The 15,320-nt window shown below is 65.9% G+C and carries 16 protein-coding genes; 10 read left to right on the plus strand and 6 right to left on the minus strand.

Translation table 11 applies throughout. The features are described from left to right. Positions 1 to 525 precede the first annotated feature (525 nt). From NN2_RS07495 to NN2_RS07510, 4 genes are all read left to right on the plus strand, one after another. A complete protein-coding gene (locus NN2_RS07495) occupies positions 526 to 1,404 on the plus strand; it encodes a helix-turn-helix domain-containing protein (protein WP_245658588.1) in 879 nt (292 codons plus the stop codon). A 72-nt stretch (positions 1,405 to 1,476) separates the two neighbouring features. Further along, entirely contained in the window at positions 1,477 to 2,088 is a 612-nt protein-coding gene (locus NN2_RS07500; RefSeq protein ID WP_063011628.1) for a dihydrofolate reductase family protein, read from the plus strand. Between the two features lie 494 nt (positions 2,089 to 2,582). After that, positions 2,583 to 2,801 carry a nuclear transport factor 2-like protein gene (locus tag NN2_RS36965; protein ID WP_156511249.1) on the plus strand — a complete coding sequence of 73 codons (219 nt, stop codon included), beginning with the start codon at positions 2,583 to 2,585 and terminating at the stop codon, positions 2,799 to 2,801. A gap of 366 nt (positions 2,802 to 3,167) precedes the next feature. Continuing rightward, the gene (locus NN2_RS07510; RefSeq protein ID WP_082856797.1) at positions 3,168 to 3,848 is read left to right on the plus strand and encodes a DUF4232 domain-containing protein; all 681 of its coding nucleotides are present in this window, start codon (positions 3,168 to 3,170) and stop codon (positions 3,846 to 3,848) included. Between the two features lie 202 nt (positions 3,849 to 4,050). On the opposite strand, the gene NN2_RS07515 is transcribed toward NN2_RS07510, so the two are convergent. Together NN2_RS07515 and NN2_RS07520 are read right to left on the minus strand one after the other, a co-directional pair. Next, on the minus strand, positions 4,051 to 5,007 hold the full coding sequence (locus NN2_RS07515; protein WP_245658589.1) for a glycoside hydrolase family protein: 957 nt from the start codon (positions 5,005 to 5,007) through the stop codon (positions 4,051 to 4,053). Between the two features lie 174 nt (positions 5,008 to 5,181). Then, positions 5,182 to 6,165, minus strand: coding sequence for a GlxA family transcriptional regulator (locus NN2_RS07520; protein WP_245658590.1), 984 nt, complete (start codon positions 6,163 to 6,165; stop codon positions 5,182 to 5,184). 113 nt (positions 6,166 to 6,278) lie between these two features. On the opposite strand from NN2_RS07520, the gene NN2_RS07525 reads away from it, so the two are divergent. Both NN2_RS07525 and NN2_RS07530 read left to right on the plus strand, forming a co-directional pair. Then, positions 6,279 to 6,923 (plus strand): HD domain-containing protein, encoded by a 645-nt coding sequence (locus tag NN2_RS07525; protein WP_063011634.1) that lies wholly within the window; start codon positions 6,279 to 6,281, stop codon positions 6,921 to 6,923. Then, positions 6,920 to 7,582, plus strand: a complete 663-nt coding sequence (locus NN2_RS07530) for an HD domain-containing protein (protein ID WP_063011636.1) — start codon at positions 6,920 to 6,922, stop codon at positions 7,580 to 7,582. The genes NN2_RS07525 and NN2_RS07530 overlap by 4 nt, the downstream gene beginning before the upstream one ends. Before the next feature lie 122 nt (positions 7,583 to 7,704). On the opposite strand, the gene NN2_RS07535 is transcribed toward NN2_RS07530, so the two are convergent. Next, positions 7,705 to 8,400 carry an MBL fold metallo-hydrolase gene (locus NN2_RS07535; RefSeq protein WP_063011638.1) on the minus strand — a complete coding sequence of 232 codons (696 nt, stop codon included), beginning with the start codon at positions 8,398 to 8,400 and terminating at the stop codon, positions 7,705 to 7,707. Positions 8,401 to 8,640: 240 nt separating this feature from the next. Between NN2_RS07535 and NN2_RS38460 the strand changes: the two genes are divergently transcribed. Continuing rightward, positions 8,641 to 8,811: an SDR family oxidoreductase gene (locus tag NN2_RS38460; RefSeq protein ID WP_255407305.1), complete on the plus strand. Its 171-nt coding sequence runs from the start codon at positions 8,641 to 8,643 to the stop codon at positions 8,809 to 8,811. 102 nt (positions 8,812 to 8,913) lie between these two features. Here the strand turns inward: NN2_RS38460 and NN2_RS07540 are convergent, their stop codons facing one another. Then, positions 8,914 to 9,282, minus strand: coding sequence for a VOC family protein (locus NN2_RS07540; protein ID WP_040830063.1), 369 nt, complete (start codon positions 9,280 to 9,282; stop codon positions 8,914 to 8,916). Positions 9,283 to 9,715: 433 nt separating this feature from the next. Here NN2_RS07540 and NN2_RS07545 point away from each other — a divergent pair, with 433 nt between their 5' ends. Further along, positions 9,716 to 10,699: a serine/threonine-protein kinase gene (locus NN2_RS07545; protein ID WP_063011640.1), complete on the plus strand. Its 984-nt coding sequence runs from the start codon at positions 9,716 to 9,718 to the stop codon at positions 10,697 to 10,699. Positions 10,700 to 11,302: 603 nt separating this feature from the next. After that, entirely contained in the window at positions 11,303 to 12,310 is a 1,008-nt protein-coding gene (locus NN2_RS07550; protein WP_063011785.1) for an RNA polymerase subunit sigma-70, read from the plus strand. A 49-nt stretch (positions 12,311 to 12,359) separates the two neighbouring features. Here the strand turns inward: NN2_RS07550 and NN2_RS07555 are convergent, their stop codons facing one another. Together NN2_RS07555 and NN2_RS07560 are read right to left on the minus strand one after the other, a co-directional pair. Next, complete coding sequence (locus NN2_RS07555; protein ID WP_063011642.1) at positions 12,360 to 12,923, minus strand: dihydrofolate reductase family protein; 564 nt, start codon at positions 12,921 to 12,923, stop codon at positions 12,360 to 12,362. A 144-nt stretch (positions 12,924 to 13,067) separates the two neighbouring features. Beyond that, complete coding sequence (locus NN2_RS07560; RefSeq protein WP_063910704.1) at positions 13,068 to 13,700, minus strand: hypothetical protein; 633 nt, start codon at positions 13,698 to 13,700, stop codon at positions 13,068 to 13,070. 498 nt (positions 13,701 to 14,198) lie between these two features. Between NN2_RS07560 and NN2_RS07565 the strand changes: the two genes are divergently transcribed. Next, entirely contained in the window at positions 14,199 to 15,242 is a 1,044-nt protein-coding gene (locus NN2_RS07565; RefSeq protein WP_063011646.1) for a YdcF family protein, read from the plus strand. Positions 15,243 to 15,320 lie beyond the last annotated feature (78 nt).

The following is a 15,320-nucleotide window of genomic DNA, read 5'->3' on the forward strand; positions in this document are numbered from 1 at the left end:
GATTTGCGATTCGTCAGAACCGAGAAGAACGGGCCGAACGAGGAACTGCTCCAGCCTATTTGCGTATCGATCGCATGGAGTCGATGCTACTGATGACCGGTTGGTTTTGTCCGGCGAAGCGGCGCGACCTGCGGATTCGTGGTTGTTGGTGCGAATCGAGGGGTAGGGGCCGTGACGTCCGGGGGCATTCATCGATCGGTTCCGCATCACTCGTCCGCCGGCTGTCTGTGAGCAACGCGTGCAGCCCATGCGGGGAGTCTCGCTCGATCAGCAAACTCGCCAGCTTCACGTCACGGTGCAGCACTCCGTGCGCGTGTGTGTAGTCCAGCGCTTCTGCGGCATCGGCGATCAGCTCGATGACGAGCCCCAACCTCCAGGCCGCGCGGAGAAGCGACGAGTTCGGATGATCAAGGCGCGCCGCCGAATACACCTGTTACCGTGCAGAGGCGGTGGCCATGGGCAACTCCATGGTCGCGAGTCGCGGAGGGCTGTGAACACCATAGGGCTCCATCCGGCACAAGGTGGGTGGAACCGTGGGCGGACTTCGACAAGACTGGCCCTATGCACTACGTCGGCCGAGTTCCTGCGCCGCCGTTGGATCAGTTCGTCGATGATATCTACTGTCTGACGGGGGTACCGCGGCACCGACGGATGAATGTGCCGTCGATGCCATCGGCGCATTTGTTTCTCAACCTGGCTGGACCGATTCGGCTGTGGGATCCGGATTCCTCGGCGGTGCCCGCCCTGTTCGTCAATGGATGGTTCATGGGCGTGTGGACCAGGCGGTTCGTGGTCGAGTATCCCGACCGGGTGCGGGTTGTGGGGGTGCATTTCAAGCCCTGGGGACTTTCGCCGTTCATCGGTATGCCCGCGACTGAGCTGCGGGACCGATGGGCGCCGGTCGACGCTGTCTGGCAACGGTCGGTGGAGCGAATCCGAAATCAGGTCGGTGACGGCGCATCTGTTGACGAGATGCTGGGGGTAGTGGAGCGGGAGTTGCGTTCGCGGTTGCCCGAGGACTGGCCTCGAGGCCTCGACCTGGTCCGGCACGCGGGCACGAGGTTGGTGGCTTCGCGCGGCACCGTGTCGGTCGGTGCGTTGATCGACGCGATGGGCGTGAGCGGCAATCACCTTGCCGCACAGTTCAAGTCACATGTCGGGATCACCCCGAAGCCTATGGCGCGGATCTACCGATTCGCGCGGCTCATAGTGTCCGTCGACGCCGAGCACCCAGTCGACTGGGCGGAGGTGGCGCCCTCGGCGGGCTACTTCGACCAGGCGCATTTCAGTCGGGAGTTCAAGGCCTTCACCGGCCGTACCCCGACCGAATACTTGGCCCTGCGTCGCCGGTTCCCTGTCGATCGGGGCTTTCCGCCCGATCTCGGACCGATGCCCGCCGATTGATTTTTTACAAGCCGCACCGCGCTGGGCTCGACAAGATCGGATAAGACAACGTACGAGCCTCGAGGAGCATCAGTGGGTACCGTAATCATGCACAATGTCGTGTCGGTTGACGGTTACATCGCCGACAAGAACGACGACGTCGGCCCGCTGCACGACTGGTACTTCAACGGTGACACGCCCATCACGGCCGGCATGGACGAAGTATTCGACCATTCCGGAACCGGCAGCCGCTTCAAGGTCTCCGCCGCCTCAGCCGAATATGTTCGCGCCATGTGGGAATCGATCGGCGCCATCGTCATGGGCCGTACCCTCTTCGACCTGGTGAACGGCTGGGAGGGCCGTCCGCCCGCGGGCGAGCACGTGGTTGTCGTCTCACACCGCCCCAAACCCGACAACTGGCACCCCGAAGCCTCCTACCATTTCGTCGACGACGTGACCGCTGCGGTAGCCACGGCCCGCGAGCTGTCCGCCGACCGAAACGTCGCTGTGAATGCCGGCGAGGTAGGCGGCCAGATCCTTGCGGCCGGCTTGGTCGACGAAGTAGCGATGGACGTGGTGCCGGTCGTATTCGGTTCTGGCAAGCCCTATTTCGGTGGCATCGACGGTCGACACCGCCTGGAGGATCCGCATGTGATCATCCGTGGCGAGGGCGTACTTCACCTGAGGTTCCGAGTCCGCAACTAGCCGTGTGCACCGGGCAACTCACGCACGCGATGGGATCCGCCTCCTCGGTGCGGTGCGTGCCTGGTAAGTCAGCCGGTCGCCCGCCGCCGGCTGCAAGCGCATGACCGTCGCCCATCGTGGAATTGGTTGTGGCTGTTGCTCTTCCTTGCCCGCTCTGGCGCTATTGGGGGTTGGCCGCGGACTCTTTCGGTGCCGGTCAGCCGCTGACGTGGGCGGTGTTGTCGAGCCATTGCAGCCTCTGCCCGGTGCCGTGCAGGGTGTGGGCGGACTCAGGCCGCTGCGTGGTCGAAAGGTAGTCGATTGCAGACGAATTGACGTGTGTCGTGAGGTTCGGCTCTGGCGCCGATCTCGTTCACGGTGTTGTGTGGTCGCCCGCGGAATTCAGCACGGTCGCGATCAGTCGGCACCGAGCGGGGTATCGCCGAGAAAGCGGAACCGCAGGTCCGGCGCGGCCATCGCCACGGCGGCGTCGTGATCGCCCGAGCCTGGTGGATGTGGTCTCCAGCGGCCCGCCCTGGAGAACGAAGGTCGCGGTCCAGCTGGAGGTGAGCGGAACCCTGGCCGACGGCAGCGGTTACCGCAACACCGCGATGCAGTGGCTCACCCTGCGCTGGGGCAAGCTGGTGGACGATCTGGTCCTGGAGGACACCCTGACCCTGCAACGCGCCCTCGGCCGGCAGCAGGCAGACGGGGCGATCGCCCGATCGCTGTGAGGCGGTCGGCAACACCCGATCGACGACCTCCACGCCACCACACACGAAGCCGCTCAGCAGCCGCACCGGATCATCGTCGACGACGACATCGTCGGGAGTACCCTCGGGCCGGCGCGAACGCAGCACGAAGACCTGCAAATCCGGCCGGAGCCACCGATCAGCAGTCGGCGCAGGCTCGAAGGTCGTGCGGCCCATCCGAGAGCCTCACAGGTATGCAGGAATTCGGCGATTCCGTGACTGCCCGGGGCGAACTGTGTTGGACGGCAGCCGCTTACGCGAATTCTTGCTGACGCCGCGGCGTAACGGGGGGCTGGTACGGATCGATACCCGTGCGAACGGTTGCGGTATCGGACTCGAGGGGGACTCATGCGTACCAAGTCACTGATTGTTGCCGGCTTCGCGGCGAGCGTCGCCATCACCGTCAGCGGTTGCGGCCCGGCCTCCACTCCCGGGTCGCTGTCCACAACCACTCCGGCGGCCCAGACTTCGCAGCCGCCAGCACGAACCGGACAACCAGCCCAATCGGGACACGCGACCGAGCCTGGCGGCAGCGTCCCCGAGACGGCCGAGGCTACGGTCGTGCCGGCGCCCGGGGCCGCTGCCGCCGACCCGGCTACTCCCGCCGACACCGCATTCCCGAAGTGTGTGACCGCCCAACTCCGTCTGGATAAGGGTGTCGGCGGCCCGGTGGGAGGGGACTGGTTCCTACGGTTCATCAACTCCAGCTCGCGAACCTGTGTCCTGCAAGGTTTCCCGGGCGTCTCGCAAACCAACGGCCCCAGCGATGACCCGGTGGGCGAGCCCGCCGTGCGGGACGAGGCTCCGCAGGCGCCCAAGCCCGCTCCGGTCACGCTCACACCGGGCGGGGCAGCTCAATTCGAGTTCATCACCTATCCCAAGCAGATCAACGATTGCGCAGCCCTGCGCACCACCACCCTGCGCGTCTACCCGCCCGACAACACCGAATCGCTGTGGCTGCCCTGGGACAACCTGATCTGCCCGAGCCCGCAGCGCATGCTCGTCGTCCGCGCGATCACGCCGCTGTAGGCGCTGCTGCTGATAGGTCCTTCCTCCCACGATGGGATCCCGGCCTTCCCGTTGCCTGTGCGGGAAGGTCGCAGGCGGTGCCCACAGCGATCGCCGGTGCGGCAACCGGAAGGTGATTTCGGGAGGGCAAGCCGTTGCACCCGTGCGCTTTTCGCGAGATCGGTCTGGTCTAGCCCGCGGACCGGCCGCGGCCCGATCGTCCTCACCGCGTGACGGGCTTCGGGCCCGGTTGCGGGCCGGTGTTCAGCTGTTCGGGTAACACGGTGAAGTGGCGGACGAAACCGGACAGGACGGGCAGGTCCTTCGGTGTGGTCCACTCGCCGAGCAGGTCGCCGGTGACGGTGTCGCTGTAGAGATAGTGACCGTGCGTGGGTTCGTCGAGGTCGTAGGCATCCAGGTAGATCCGCCATCGGCCGTCGGGGAGCGGGATCACGCACTGTCCCTCGCGCGGTTGTCCCGGGCCCGGTCCGCCCCAGCGGGCCCAGTTCCCGGTTCGGGCGAACGTGTACGGGCCGACCAGGCGGTCGGCCACCGCGACCTCGACGTTCTTGGTCGATTCGTTCTTGACGAACGCGTAGTAGCGTCCCTGCGACAACTTGACCGTGGTGTCGATGTAGCCGAGGTCGCCCGGTGCGGGAATGACGCCTGCCAGCGGTATGGGCGTGGTCCAATGCAGCCGGCTCAGCGATGAGGTGGTCGCGGTCATGACGCAGGGCCGGAAGACCGTGCCGTCGTTGATGTTCACCAGGACGCTGACCGTGCCGTCACGGTCGACGAACCATTCCGGCGCCCAGGTATGGGTGACACCATCGAACGGAATTGTGTACTCGTACAGGAACTCCCAGCTGATCCGGTCGCGGCTGCGCGCGAACCCGATGGTGTTGCCGTCCCATGCGGTCGTGTACGTCACGTAGTACTCGCCGTCGATGTGACGAAAGACGCTGGGGTCGCGGCACAAGCCCTTCTTGGTGGTGGCCGCCGCTGCCGGGGTGTCGGCGGGGTCGGCGTCCGGCGGACGGTAGGCGTCGGCCTGGACGAGCCGGAAATTCGTTGCGTCGGTGGATTCGTAGACCCACATGTCGGTCTGGCTGGCGTTGGTGAACGCCGTCATCGTGTATCGGATCGGCGGGGCGGCGGCCACGGCGCGTCGGGATGCCACAGCGCTCAACGGTACGCTCGCTGCCAGGGCGAGCATCGCTCTGCGGGACAGCCCGATCGACGTCATATACGGATTATTCAGCCCGTGAACGCTGAATGATTGCTGACACACCGCGCGTGGTGAGTAGGTCGATATGCGAAAGAACGGCCGAGTGGGCCGTCTACCTCTGGTGCGTCAGGGCGCAAGGGTTGTGTTCGTTGGTGCGGTGGTGATGAAGCGGTGCTTGTAGTCGGTGGGGGTCAACCCGAGGTGGCGGGCGAAGGCGCGACGGAGGGTTTCGTCGGTGCCCAGCCCGCTGCGGTGCGCGGTGGCGGTGACGGTGTATCCCTGCAGCAACAGTTGCTGGGCGTGCTCCACACGCACGCGTTCGAGCCAGCGCGCGGGTGTGGAACCGATGTCGGCGTGGAAGAGTCGCGTGAGATGTCGCGGGCTCACGCCTGCGACCGCGGCCATGGTGGCGGTGGTGTGCGCACCGGCGGGGTCGGTGAGTACGGAGTCGATGGCCGCACGCAGGGGCTCGGTGCGCGCGGGTCGGGTGGACAGGGCGTGGGAGAACTGCGACTGGCCCCCGGGCCGCTGCATGAACATGACCAATTCCTGTGCCACGGTCCGGGCCACGCCGGCTCCGTGGTCGTGCTCGAGCAGCGCGAGAGTCATGTCGATACCGGCACTGATACCCGCGGAGGTGAGATAGCGGCCATCGTGCACGTGCAAAGCGTCGGTCTCGACCTGGATGCGCGGGAACCGGCGTGCAAGGGTGCCGGTGTGGCGCCAGTGGGTGGTGGCGCGGTGACCATCGAGTAGTCCCAGCTCGGCGAGCACGAACGCTCCCGTGCAGACCGAGGCCACCCGCTGGGCGCTGTCGGCGAGCCGGGCTGCGGCGGTGAGCAGGGCGGAGTCGAGCGCCCCGTCGGTGAGCGCGCCGCCGGCGACGATGAGTGTCTCCGGTGTCGCGGCATCGGCTGCCGCGGTGCTCGAGAGCCGCACACCTGCCGACGTCGTGACCATTCCCCCGGCAGGAGAGACGATATCGACCTCGTAGGGGTGGCCCAGCGCGGTCGCTTCGTGCAGCACTTCGCCCGGTCCGCTCATATCCAGCAGCGTCACTCCGTCGAACACCAGGATCGCTATTCGATGAGCCGTTGTCTCGCCGCTCACCTCATGTCCGTATCTGTGGTTCTTTTGTCGTATTGGACATGGCGTCAGGGTATCGCCGCGCGTCAGAGTGGACAAGCACAGACAAGCAAACACCCGGAAGGAGCGATGATCCGATGACGACCGTCACCACGATCGCGGGGGTAGCGATCCCCGACAGCGCGATGGCGCGCGAGGCCGACCAGCTGGTGCGGGAGGCCGCGACACCTTTGGTCTACGACCATTCCCGGCGGGTGTTCCTGTTCGCGGCGCTGCGCGGAGCCGAGCTGGGTGTGGATTTCGATCCCGAGCTGCTGTACGTGGGGGCGATGTTCCACGACCTCGGACTGACCGAAACCTTCCGGCGTGATGACCAGCGATTCGAGATCGACGGTGCTGACGAAGCGCGCCGGTTCCTGTTGCGGCACGGTGTCGATACCACTGCGGCGCAACGGGTGTGGACCGCGATCGCCCTGCACACCACCCCGCAGATCCCTTTGCACATGGATGCGGAGATCGCACTGGTGACTCGCGGGGTCGAACTCGACGTACTCGGTATCGGCTACGACACGATCAGCGACGCCCAGCGCGAGCAGATCGTGGCCGCGCACCCGCGTCCCGATTTCAAAAACCGCATTCTGGCCGCTTTCACCGACGGCATCGCGCACCGACCCGACACCACTTTCGGCAACGTCAAGGCCGACGTGCTGGCGCACTACGTGCCCGGGTTCGAGCGCGGCGACTTCGTCGAGGTAATCAAGAACTCTGCGTGGGCACAATGAACAGCGCCGGTTCCAGAGTCACCAACACGGGGCAGCTGGCGATTCCCGAGTCCACCGCCACCGTCCGCGCGTACGAGATCGCCGCGGAATACACCTCGCCGGCTCTGCTGCATCACTCGGTTCGTGCCTACCTCTGGGCTGCGGCACTGGCACGTCAGGAGCGGATCGAGTTCGATCCCGAATTACTCTGGGTCGCAGCGATGTTCCACGATGTGGGGCTGGTCGAAGCGTTCGACAACCACCGTCTGGCATTCGAGGAGGCGGGCGGGCATCTGGCGAAGGTGTTCGCCGCCGGGCTCGGATGGTCACCTCACCGCCGCACCCGCTTGCACGAGATCATCGTGCGTCACATGTGGCCCAGTGTCGAGTCGGACGCAGACCCGGAGGGGCACCTACTCGAGCGTTCCACCGGCATCGACATCTCCGGTCGCGAGATCGACACTCTCACAACCGAACTACGTGGCGAAATCCTGGCGCGCTGGCCGCGACTAAGGCTGGCTGAGGAGTTCACGAACTGTTTCCGGGATCAAGCCGCTCGCAAGCCCCACACCAGCGCGGCCACCGCGTTGGCGAACGGCCTCGCCACTCGTTTGATCACCAACCGACTCGAACACCACCACCCCCACGCCCAGAAGCAGACAACTACAACGCGGGGGTGACGGTGAAGCGCCGCACTATGCCGCAGCCCCTTTGTGCAGCCCCGCGAGGACAGCATTGAAATCCTCGCGTTCTCACCCGACGGCATCCGCCGCAAGGAGCGACCCGCCGATGCGGGCGTGCGTCAGCCGTCCGATCCGTGGCCTCGCCATGTGAGCAGGGGTGCGCCGGTAAGCGCATCACCGTGTCCGACGCAGACGACATCCACGTCGAGTTCGGCCAGGCGGCGGGCGGCTGCGTCGACGGCGGTGCTGTCAAGGTTGAACACACCCGGCATGGTGACACCGCGCACATTGGCGAGCGTGTCGCCGGTGAACAGCACACGGTGTTGCGACATATGGAGCGCCAGACTGCCCGCGGTGTGGCCGGGAACTGCCAGAACCTCTGCGCCGCCGCCGAAATCGAGCACTTCGCCGTCGCGTAGCTCGCGGTGTACCGGAGCCGGGCGCGGGGGTGTGCCCGGTTCGAGAGCCTCGGCGATCGGGCGTTCCCACTCACGCAGGACCGGATCCGGTTGCGGACGTTCGCCCCGCACGATGTCGGCGTCGGCGTGGTGCACCCAGATTTCGGCTCCCCACTCCGCGAGGTCGGCCGCCGAACCGATGTGGTCGTCGTGGGCATGGGTGAGAATTACCCGCTGCACGTCGTCGCGGGTCAATCCCCGAGCGCGAAGGCCTCTTTCGATCTCCCCGGCGGCGCCTGGCAGACCGCTGTCGATCAGAGTCACCCCCTCGGGATCGCTCCACACGTAAACATTCACGTCGTTGGGCTGGGAAAACCGCAACGCCGTCAACTGCGGCAGCACGGATATGATCTCCATGGGCGGGACCCTATCGAGAGTCGGTGGAGCGTTCACACCTGATCTGCTCTGGGCAGAGATATCGAGCATCTCGAGTACCGCGCCGCATCGGCGCGGACCTTATCGGCGCTTTCGATGGGCCGCCGCACCGACGCCTCTCATCGTGGACAGCGGACGAGCAGTAAGGCTTCGACATCTTCGTCGAGCGCTTGATACACATGCGGGACATCGGCGGCCCAACTGCCATGCGCGCCAGGGCCGATCGAGACTGGGGACGCGAGGGTGCCTACCCGCGCGGTGCCGGCGAAGATGATGCGCAGGTGGGCTGACCCGGAGGAACTCGTCGGTGCGGCAGTCTTGCTCGCAAGTCCTGCGGCCTCCTACCTCACCGGCGCTGTACTACCGGTCGACGGTGGATGGACCGCGCACTGAGCTCGCCATCCACTGATGAAGCCGCACAACGCACTTCACAACCCGCTCCGCACAGGCCGCCGCACCTGACACAGGGCCGCGCCCGAACTGCGCGGCCGTGGACTACCCCCAGTTGGCAGCCAGGGTGAGGCAGAACGGGTGGCCGCTCGGATCGAGCAGTACGCGCCAGCTCTCACCGGGCTGAAACTCCGGCACCGTGGCGCCCAGTTCGACCAGTTGCTTACTGGCGATCTCGAGGTCTTCGACCGCCAAATCCAGATGGAACTGCTTGGTGCCGTTCTCGTTCGGCCAGGTCGGCGCCTGATAGTCGGGGATTGTGCCGAATCCGAGCGCGTGATCGGGGCCTGTGAGCATGGCGTACTCGTCCTGCGCGTGCGCGATCTTCCAACCGAGCGCCGCGGCCCAGAACTCGGCGTCTCGCCGTGCGTCGGCACTGTCCAGGGTGAGCATTTTCAACGTGGCAACGGCCATGGGGTTTCCTCTCCGCAACAAAATTACTGTCAGTCAGACTGCAATACCGGCGCCGAAGGCGATTGCAAAAACGCGACACTGGCCGCGCCCGGGATCGGCGGCGGCCGCAAGCGGTCCGCCGACGCCCGTGTACTGACCGCGTATGCCGGATCCTTCGCGACATCCGCCAGCGAAGAAACGGTTTACCCAGTAGCCGCTTTTCGTGACAGCGACAAACGCGGTTGTGTCTTCATGTCGCTGTCGGCATGCCGGTTCTGCGGCCGGTTACAGCGACCCGCGAATCTCACCGCGCGGGAATGCAATTGACCCCGCTCGAGGCCCGTGCCGTGGCCGTTTCCGCTCTCGGAGCCTTCACCATGTAGCGTCCGTATCACGACGCCGGCTCCGCATCGGTGAGAACAACGCCCCAAGGGAGAGCGCTTATCGTGGGACGATGCCGCTCGCGCCAGGTGACCAGTTCGCGGGATTCGTTGTGAAAGCCCGGCTCGGGCACGGCGGCAGCAGCGCGGTGTATCTGGCCGAGGATCCGGAAGCATCGCGGCCTGTGTCACTGAAGATTCTGGGACCGGACGACAGCCGGTCGCCCGAGGCACGGGCACGATTCGTGCACGAGTTCGAAATTCTGTCCGCGCTGCGGCACCCGAACATCGTGCGGATGTATCGACACGGTGAAGCCGACGGCAAGCTCTGGTCCGCCCGCGAGTACGTTCGCGGCGCGACCGTGGCGAAGCTGGTTCGGATGCCGCACCAACGCCCGGATCTGCGGCGGGTGCTGCACGTGCTGGCAAACGTGGCCGCTGGATTGGATTATGCGCACGCCGAGGGTGTGGTCCATCTCGACGTGAAACCGGCGAACGTGCTGTTCGGCGCATCTACCGTGAAAATCTCCGACTTCGATCAGGGCCGGTGGCTGCACCGGCCCGAACCGCCCCTGGCCACCAATGGTTTCGTCGTCGTGTCGGTACCGTATGCCGCACCCGAACTGCTGCGGGCGGACGCGATATCCCCAGCGACCGACCAGTACGCCCTGATCTGCTCGGCCATCGAGTTGCTCACCGGCCGTCCGCCGTTCCCTCGCGAGAACCTCATAGCCACCGCCCAGGCGCAACTGCGCGAACCACCGCCGGAGATTTCCGAACGTCAACCCTGGATCCCGCCCGAAGTCGACCCGATCCTGCACCGGTCACTCGACAAGGATCCCGGCGCCCGTTATGACTCGTGCAGCGAACCCATACACCTGCTTACCGAAGTACTCCAGCACATCGATCCCCGTCCCCTCGCTCCCGCCCTGAACCGTCTGAAAGCCGCACTCACCCGACCGCACCTGCTGAACTCCACACTCGGACGGACAAAGGAAAGGCGACCGGGCGCCAAGCCGGTTCCGGGGCTGCATAGCGGTAGGTCGGGGTACCTCTGATCCCGCCGCGCCGGCGATTCGACGCCTCCCTCACGCATACCGGCGGCGGTCCGATCGGCATCGCCGTGCTCATCGACATCTGGATCACGGGCAGCTATATCGGCTTTTGCATTCTGCTCACAGAGCCCCGGGCGCCACTGGAAAGTGAGCCAGCGCTTGCTCACGGCGACGTGGTTTTGTCCGGCGAAGCGGCGTGACCTGCGGATCCGTGATTTCGCCGTTCCGGCAGGCGCCCGATCGGTGAACCCAGAGGGCGGTGCGCCGCATCGCCACCAGTCTCGCCGCCGTCGCAGTCGTATTGCACGAGGTGTTCGACGCCTCCGCACGATCCCGGCAGTTTCGAATTGTGGGCGCCATCACCGAAGAAGCTCTTCGGCAATTTGACACGAAAACCTCACTGCCGCTGTGGCTTCCAGTATCCATCGTGTCCACCACCCCTTCGCCGACACCACAGCCGGCTGGGTAGCGGACCTGCCGACATGGCGGCTCCGCCGCACCGCACGCACGCCCGACACACACGCAAACACCACGTCACCGATCAGAAATCCTCCGCTACGTCGTCAGCTCTGGTAGCCCCTCGCAACAGTGGAAGGATTGATGACCATGACCGACGCCGGAGCGCTGGGCGCCGATGAGGCCACGTTCATCGAGGCGGCCCGCTCGGGCGACACGGCGCGGTTCGCGGACATCACCGAGCGCCACCGGCGTGAGCTGCAGGTGCACTGCTACCGGATGCTCGCGAACTACGAGGACGCCCGGGACTTGACGCAGGAGACGTTTCTGCGAGCGTGGAACAAGCGGGAGTCGTTCCAAGGCCACGCCACGCTGCGGACCTGGTTGTACCGGATCGCGACCAACGCCTGCCTCGACTTCCTGGAGAAGCGCAACGACCGGACACCCGTACCGTACGGGCTGTCGGACCCCGGCTCCGAGGTGCTGTACCTGCAGCCGTACCCCGACCGGATGCTTCCCGACGACCCGCAGGATTCGGTCGTGGCGCGGGAGACGATCGAGCTGGCGTTCATCGTCGCCGTGCAGCACCTGCCGCCGCGGCAGCGAGCGGTGTTCATCCTGCGCGACGTCCTCGGCTTGCCGGCGCCGAAGGCCGCCGAAGCCCTCGAGCTGACCGTCGCATCGGTGACCAGCGCACTACAGCGGGCGCGTGTGACGATGCGCGAGCAACTGCCCGGCCGCCGCCTCGATTGGCGGAGCCCTGCCACTCACGAGCTGTCGGATGACGAGCGGGGCGTGGTGAAGTCCTACATCGATGCCCATGAGCGCAACGACCTCGACGGATTGATGTCCCTGCTGCGCGACGACCTGCGCTTCGCGATGCTGCCCGATCCGGGCACCGTGATCATCGGGGCTCAGGACGCGGTGGACGGCTGGGTCTCCGGTGGGCTTTTCCAGCGCGGCTACGACGACTGGCGCTGTATCGCCACGACAGTCAATCGAATGCCTGCCGCCGTGCTTTACCTCCGCACCCCCGACGACCCGGAGTACCGGCTGTTGAACATAGCGGTCCTGCACATCGCCGACGGGAAGATCGCTGCGCTCACCGGATTCGACGCCACCGACAAACCATGGCTGGGCCTGCCCCCGACACTGTGATCTCGAGGTATCTCCAGCGAGTCGGTCAATACCTCACTCTGGCCCGTACTCATCGCCTCGTCTCGTATCGGGTCAGCACCACGCCGCCGGGAAACGTCCGCGTTTCCACCAGATTCAGGTTCACCCAGCTGTCCAGCGCCGGGAAGAACGATGTGCCGCCGCCCACCAGGACCGGATGGGTGACGATCGCGTACTCGTCGATCAGCTCGGCACGCATGGCCGCCTCGGCGAGCGTCGCGCCGCCGATGCCCATCGTGCCGCCGCCCTCGGCCTTGAGCCGGGTGATTTCGGCGACCGCGTCGCCGGTGACCAGGCGGGTGTTCCAGTCGACTTTGTCGATCGTCGAGGAGAACACCACCTTCGGCGTGTCCCGCCAGTTCCGCGCGAACTCGATCTGCGCCGGGGTGGCGTCGGGCTGCTGGTCACCGGTCGGCCAGTAGGAGCTCATGGTCTCCCACAGCTTGCGCCCGTACAGCGACACCTCGTGCGCTCGCTCCTGGCCGAGCCACCACTGGAACCGTTCGTCGCTCGGCTCGCTCCAGCCGATGTCGTCGCCAGGCGCGGCGATGTAGCCGTCCAGTGTCACGTTCATGCCGAAGACTATTTTCCGCATTGTTGCCAGCCTCTCGTGAGTCGATCTCACACGTACAGACTGCCGCGCCGCGAAAACCTAATCTGCGCTCGATCTGCGACCGCATGTGGTCCTCGCATAACCGACTCAGCCGACGCACTCCGTTGAGCTCGAGCACCACGCCGGTTACAGCACGCTCATATAGTTTCCGTAACAACCGTTCAGGGCGTCCGTTGCGGCTGCGGCGATGATCTCGCGGCTGTCTTGCGAACATCGGGTCAGAAACATCCGCACACGAGGCCCGGACCAACCGGCTGCCGCGACCGCCGGCCAGTACGCCAGGAACTTGTGGTTGAGATCGTGGAAATTGGCCTCGGCGTAGTCGAGGACGGCGTCGACCGCGGAGTCGGGGAATTTCAGTCGGAGCATCGCGACCGCGCGCAGCGCGCCGTCGGCGAGAAGCTCGACATCTTGTTGCAGGCACCACAGGGCGGGAGCAGGGTCGTTGTCGGCGTCGCGGCCCAGGCGGACGATGGCGTCGCCGAGCGCAGCGTTGACCGTGGTTGCCGATCGTGGTTGCAGCGCCAGCTTTTTCAATAGCTCGACATCCGCGCCGCTGCCGGTCGTACCCAGTGCCATGATCAATTGGTACTGCGTCTCCCAGGTGCGTTTGTCCAGCACTTCGTGTTCGAGCGCGGTGCGGATTCGAGCCGCTGCTGTCGGGTCTGCGAGCGCGCGCAGCCGTTTTGCGCCGCGTCGTCGTCGCGTCGAGAGCGAGTCTGTGAGTAGCGCCAATGCGTCATTGCGTGTCAGCGTCATCGAGTTCGGCCTATCCGTGTTTCATAGCTTGTCGATCCATCGCGGATAATTCCATGCCGCACTGACAAAGACAGACTCCTCTTCCTCGGCGAACATCCACCCGCGCCGCCTATTTCGCGATTCCGCCTATTTTGCTTTGTGTCGATTCGTCTACACAGCCGGTCCAACGCGTGGGCTGTCGCGTAGCGGTTCTTGTTTCCGCGCGAGGCAGCCATCCAGTGCGTCGCCGCTCCGCGGGCCAGATCGGCCAGCGCGATTCGAAAGTGTGGGGCACCTGTCGTGTACACGCGGAAACCCATGGTCCACAAGCCAACTCGCCCGTATCTCGATGTCGGCGGAGTGGCGGGGAAGGGGCCGCGCCACTGGTCTGTTTCCGGCGCTCCGGAATGGGAAATCGTCGGTACGTCGACCGGTCGCCGCGAATTTCTCGTCGCGCCGACGACTTCGTAGTGTCTTCGGCGCGGCGGCCCGGCAGGGGCCGGAAGGAGTCTCGGGCGGATGCAGACGGCGACGTACCTGTCGATCGGCGGGCTTCTGGTGGCGAGTGGGGCGGTCCTGGCATTCATCGCGGCGATCCGCGTGGCCTTGGAGCCCCGCCGGCTCTCGACGGGATTCGTCCTGCTGGCGGCGGTCACGCTGCTGGGCGTCGGCGGCGCGACCGCGGTCGTCGGACTCGGCCCCGACGCGCCTTCGTCGTTCGGGGTGGTCGTAGTACTCACGGCTCCGTTCGCCGTGGCCGGTATCGCGTTGCTGGTCAACGGAATCGAGCTGATGTCACGGGAGGGGATCGCCGCGACCACCGCGTTGCCGGTCGTGCTCGGGGCCGGCTTGATCGGCGCGGTGGCCGCGGTCGTCACGGTCGCGTCCGGTCCGGCGATGCCGGGCTGGGCCATTCAGTCCATCGTTCTGGTCGCCGCGGTCGCGGTCTATTTCGTGGCGCATCTGATCGCGTTCGGCGGCTACGCACTGATCTACGGCAGCCTGGCGGCTCGCCCCGAAGCCGATGCGGTCGTGATTCTCGGTTGCGGCCTGAATCGCAGATCGGTCACGCCGCTGCTGGCCGCGCGACTGGACCGCGGTATCGACGCCTACCGCACAGCGCTGCGGTCCGGACGCCAGCCGGTCCTGGTCACCTGCGGTGGACAGGGGCCCGACGAGGCGACGACCGAAGCCGACGCGATGGCGCGCTACCTCACCGCCCGCGGCGTCAGCGGACACGCCATCGTCCGAGAACGGCACTCGCGCAATACCGCCGAGAATCTGCGTAACTGCCTGCGCGAACTGAACCGGCGCGGTATCGATCCGGAGCAGCTCCGAATCACGGTGGTAACCAGTAACTTTCACGTTCTCCGGACGGCCGGGCTGACCCGCCGCCTCGGCATCGATGCCCAGGTCCTGGGGTCTCGGACCGCCGCCTATTTTCTGCCCGCCGCCTTCTTGCGCGAATTCGTCGCGGTATTGGCGACCCATTACCGACGCAGCCACATCACGGTCGCGGTCTCGCTTCTGGTCGTCCTGCTGGCCGTGATGGTCCTGCCCTGAACATCGGGCCGTGCTTCACGCCGGACGGGTGAGATGACTGGCCAGTTCTGCCCGGTGAACCGGTGTGACCTGTGCGTT

This window comes from Nocardia nova NBRC 15556, assembly GCF_001613005.1.
In the GTDB taxonomy this organism is placed as follows: domain Bacteria; phylum Actinomycetota; class Actinomycetes; order Mycobacteriales; family Mycobacteriaceae; genus Nocardia; species Nocardia nova.